Source organism: Frankia sp. CcWB2, assembly GCF_977927585.1.
Map to the genome: position 1 here is coordinate 2,453 of NZ_CDWRCM010000221.1, position 4,648 is coordinate 7,100.

4 protein-coding genes are annotated in these 4,648 nt (G+C 72.2%); 2 read left to right on the forward strand and 2 right to left on the reverse strand.

Annotation, left to right across the window (positions count from 1 at the left end; all coding sequences use genetic code 11):
* The first annotated feature begins 297 nt into the window (after nt 1-297).
* Nucleotides 298-2,841 (forward strand): MMPL family transporter, encoded by a 2,544-nt coding sequence (locus ACY45C_RS18705; RefSeq protein ID WP_462188870.1) that lies wholly within the window; start codon nt 298-300, stop codon nt 2,839-2,841.
* A gap of 127 nt (nt 2,842-2,968) precedes the next feature.
* Entirely contained in the window at nt 2,969-3,796 is an 828-nt protein-coding gene (locus ACY45C_RS18710) for an SGNH/GDSL hydrolase family protein (protein WP_462188871.1), read from the forward strand.
* A gap of 285 nt (nt 3,797-4,081) precedes the next feature.
* Here the strand turns inward: ACY45C_RS18710 and ACY45C_RS18715 are convergent, their stop codons facing one another.
* On the reverse strand, nt 4,082-4,297 hold the full coding sequence (locus tag ACY45C_RS18715) for a type II toxin-antitoxin system RelE family toxin (RefSeq protein WP_462188872.1): 216 nt from the start codon (nt 4,295-4,297) through the stop codon (nt 4,082-4,084).
* Nucleotides 4,294-4,648 (reverse strand): type II toxin-antitoxin system Phd/YefM family antitoxin (locus ACY45C_RS18720; RefSeq protein ID WP_462188873.1); only part of this gene is annotated, 355 nt, incomplete at its 5' end. The genes ACY45C_RS18715 and ACY45C_RS18720, both read right to left, overlap by 4 nt.

Consider the following 4,648-nt stretch of genomic DNA (forward strand, 5'->3'; position numbering starts at 1 on the left):
TCCGGGCCGGCCACACCGTCACGCATCGCCCTCCGACGGTACGACGCAGCACCGCGCTCCCGCCTTGTACCACGGTCCAGGTCCGCATCAGACCGGCGAACGGGGTGGGAATCGGTCGAGGTGCCCACCGGTCGTGCCCGGCGGCCCGATGGCATGGACGGCGGGAGCTGGCGTACTCGGATCGACCAGGCCGGACGATGCGCGGCTCGCGGACACGGTGGCTCGCCGGGCACGGCGGGGTGCCGGACCCGTAGGTGGGCCCGTTGCGCGTCCGGCCCCCGCTAAGGTGAGGTGACCTTGACTTCGACCCCGTCGGTCCGGATCCCCGGACCCCCGCATCCTCGCGACCCGGACACCGGACACCGCGGACACCGACAAGTCCCGGCTCCGCCCCAGGCCGGGGGTGGGCCGGCCGCCCGGCTGGTCGCCCGGCGCCGGGTGGTGGCTCTCGCCGTCCTGATCGTCCTGGTGTGCCTGACGGCGCTGCGGATAGCCGTCGGCGGTACCCTGGCCGGGAGCGGCGACACCCCGCCGAACGCCGAATCGAGACGCGCCGCGGCGGTGCTCGCCGAGCGTTTCGGTGTCGCGCCCACCGGCGTCGTCCTGGTCGTCGGGGCCGTCGACGGCAGGGTGGACGACACCGCCGTCACCGACGCGGCCGGGGCGTTGCGCGCGCGGCTGGCCGGCACGCCCGGGGTCGTCTCGGTCGTCTCCTACTGGGACGCCGGTGCCACCTCGCTGCGGTCCACCGACGGGCGCTACGGCTTGATGCTCGCGAGCCTCGCCGGCGACGACGCCGACCGCGAGGACCTCGCCCACCAGCTCGCCGACACGTTGCGCGTCCCCGCAGCCCCCGCCGGCTCCGCCCGCGCCGACGGACCGGTGACGGTCGGGGTGACCGGTTCGGACGTGGTCGGCGCTGAGACGAGCAAGCGCAGCACGTCGGATCTCGCCCGCGCGGAACTGGTCGCCTTCCCCGTGCTCCTGCTGCTGGTCGTCTACCTGCGGCGCATCCGGCTCGCGTTCGTTCCCGTCGTCGCCGGCGGGGTCGCGGTGTTCGCGGCGATCAACGTCGTCGGACTGCTCGCCGCCGTCACCTCGATGTCGCCCTTCACCACCAACATCACGGTGGGTCTCGGTCTCGGGCTCTCGATCGACTACTCATTGCTGCTGATCGCCCGGTACCGCGAGGAACTGGCCGGCGAGCCGACCGTGCCGCCGACGGAACGGACAGCGCAGACGGAGCAGACGGAGCAGACGGAGCTAGCAGACCGCGGCAGGCGGGATGCGGCGCTTGCCCGCACGATCCGGGCGGCGGGCCGGACGGTCGTCTTCTCGGCCGCCACCGTCGCCATCGCCCTCATCGGGCTCGCTCTCTTCCCGCTGCCGTTCCTCCGGTCGATGGCGTACGCCGGCATGGCGGCCACCGCGCTCGCCGGATTGTCGGCCGTCCTCGTGGTGCCCGTCCTGCTCGCGGCCCTCGGCGATCGGGTGATCGCCCGCCCGTCGCGGCGCTGGTGGCGGGAGCGGCGCGGGGACGGGGAACGGCCGGACGGCGCCGCGGCCGCACCGGCGGCACCGGCGGCACCGGCGGCACCGGCGGCACCGGCCGAACCGGCCGAACCGGCCTTCTGGTACCGGACCGCGATCGCCGTCATGCGCCGGCCGGTCCTGGTCCTCGTGCCGACGGTCGCGCTGTTCGTGCTCGTGGCCGTTCCGATCGGCCATCTCTCCCTGGGCGTCAACGACGATCGGAACCTGCCTCCGTCGAGCGCGGCCCGATCGGCGGCCGAGATCCTGCGGGCGGGCTTCGACGGGCGGGAGAGCAGCCCATTGCGGGTCGTCGGCGTGGATGTCCCCGGGCCGCCCGGCGGGGCGGCGGTCGCCGGGTACGCGGCCGCACTCTCGCGCGTTGACGGAGTGGCCCGGGTGGACGCCCCGGACGGCAGCTACCTGGACGGCCGGCGGCTGGGTGGGGCGACGCCCGCGGCGCGCCCACGCCAGGCCGTCGCGGATGCCGTCTATCTATCGGTGGTTCCGGCCGTCGAACCGATCTCCGCTGAAGGCACCCGGCTGGTACGCGGCCTGCGTGCGGTCCCGGCGCCGTTCCCGGCCCTCGTCGGCGGCCAGGCGGCCGAGCGGGTCGACACGATCGACGCGATCGCCTCCCGAGCCCCGCTGGCCGGCGCGGTAATCGCGCTGGTCACCTTCGTCGCGTTGTTCCTCATGCTCGGTTCCATCGTCGTACCGCTGTCCGCGCTGGCGCTGAACATGCTCACGATGGCGGCGGTCTTCGGGCCACTCGTGTGGATCTTCCAGGACGGTCATCTCGCCGGCCTGTTGGACGTCACCGCGACCGGCAGCCTGCCCGCCGGCATCCCGGTGCTCGTGTTCTGCGTGGCCTTCGGCGTGTCAATGGACTACGGCGTGTTCCTGCTCTCCAGGGTCAGAGAGGAGTACGACCGGACCGACGACCCGATCGGCTCGGTGGCGACGGCGCTCGGCCACACCGGACGGATCGTGACCTTCGCGGCCCTGCTGCTCGCCGTCGTCTTCGCGGGCTTCACGACCTCGTCGGTCGCCGCCCTGAAGCTGCTCGGGCTGGGCCTCGCGCTGGCGGTGCTGCTCGACGCCTACGTGGTGCGCGGCCTGCTGGTGCCCTCGGTACTCCGGCTCGTCGCGCCGATCGCGTGGTGGGCGCCGGGACCGCTGCGTCGCTTGCAGGAGCGGATCGGCCTGACCGAACACGCCAGGCCACAGGCCGATCCGTCGACGGCCTCTTCCCTGGCCGTGCCCGAACCAGCCCGGCCAGCCGGGACAGCCCAACCGGACCGGCGGTGAGGGAGACCGGAATCCGATGTCACCGTCGGCCCGCAGCACCCCGACCGTGAATCCACCGGTTCCGGATGCCGTCCGGAACCGGTGACCCGGCAGGCCTCGACCGCCCGGTCGCAAGGACCGCGGCGGCGTGCTCGCCGTCGTCCTCCCACCAGTCGCCTTCCTTCTCCTGCTGGCGCTTCTCCTGCTAACGCTGCTCCTGCTGGCACTGCCGGTACTCGGGGCCGGCAAGGTATGGGCCGGCTGGGGCGGCCGGATCATCGACACCGCACGCCCGGCGCCGGCTCGGATCGTGCTCTGGGGCGACTCGCTGGCCTGGGAGGCCCGGGAGACGTTCAGCCGGCTCGCGACAGAGGGCGGCGCGCAGGTTCTGGTACGTACCTTCGGTGGGACCGCGCCCTGCGACTGGCTCGCCGATGTCGATGTCCAGATCCGCGCCTGGCGGCCGACGGTCGCCGTGCTGGCCTTCTCCGGAAACACGATATCGGCGTGCATGCGGGGACGCGACGTCGCGACGGCCTACCCCGCCGACACCGGTGCCGCCGTCCGGTTGTTACGCGAGGCCGGGGTACAGGTCCGTCTCGTGGTGGCGCCACCCCGGCCCGACCAGCCCGTCCGCGCGGACGGGATGACCGACCTCGACCGGATGTGGCGGGCGATCGCCGCGGCGCACGACGGCACGGAAGTCGTCTTCGCCGACCTTGCGGTCACCATGCGCGGTCGATGGAGCGACCGACTGCCCTGCCAGGCCGGTGAGCCCTGCCGACCGGACGGCACCGTGGTCGTCCGCGGACCCGACCACGTCCACTTCTGCCCGGTGACCGTACCCGTGATGATCCCCTGCCCGGTGTTCAGCGCGGGGGCCGAGCGATACGGAGCCGCGATGGCCGCCGCCGCGCTCCCTTCCCTGAATCGGGTGCACGGTACCACCAGGGAGCCGCCCGCCGTATCCTGGTGATCATGGGTCGCGTCGGCTGCAACGGTAACGGGGACACCCGCGAGAAGGTGCTATCAGGCGACAGACCGGACACAACCTCCGACCATTACGATCCACCGAACCCGATCAAGCACCCGCCCCGACGTGTCATCCCATCACAAACCCACAGGCCAACGACCTACCGGCGCCATCTGACCGGCGCCACCTGAATGGACACGTCTCGCGGTCAGCGGGAGCGGTACGCGCCAGACCGGTGCTCGACGGCGGTCACAGTCACGGTCACGGTGCGGTTTTCCTCATCGATTTTTACAGCACGCGGTAGCCGCCGCGTCGAGCGGAGCAGGTGCCCTCGTACGGCGGGAGGAGGAGTCGTTTACCGAGCCGGTGGGGGTTGTCCAGAAGCATGGTCGTGATGAACTCGCGGACAGCCGCCGCGATCTTCTCGGGCAGTCGGCTGGCGAGAGCGCGAGCCGCGGGACCGGTGATCCGGAGTTCGAACGGCTGCTCACCGGCCTCGGTCACCTCACGTCGGGCCGGTCGGCGCTCCGCGCCCGTTTTGTCATGAGCGCGGCGAGTTCCTCGGCATCGAGAACGTCACCGGCCTCGACCGCGTCTCGGGACTCCGCAAGCTGCCGCATCGCCTCCCGGCTCGCCAGCACGTCCAGCGTCTCCTCCAGCGCCGCCAGATCATCGGGAGAGATCAGGACTGCCACGGCATGCCCATGGCGGGTGATCTCCACCCGATCATGAGTTCGCTCCACCTCGTCGATGAGCTCCGACAGGCGGTTACGCGCCTCGGTGAACGGCATGACGGTCATAACCGCGAGCCTACCGGGAACTGGCGCGATGTTTAGTACTCCAGTGACAGTGGCC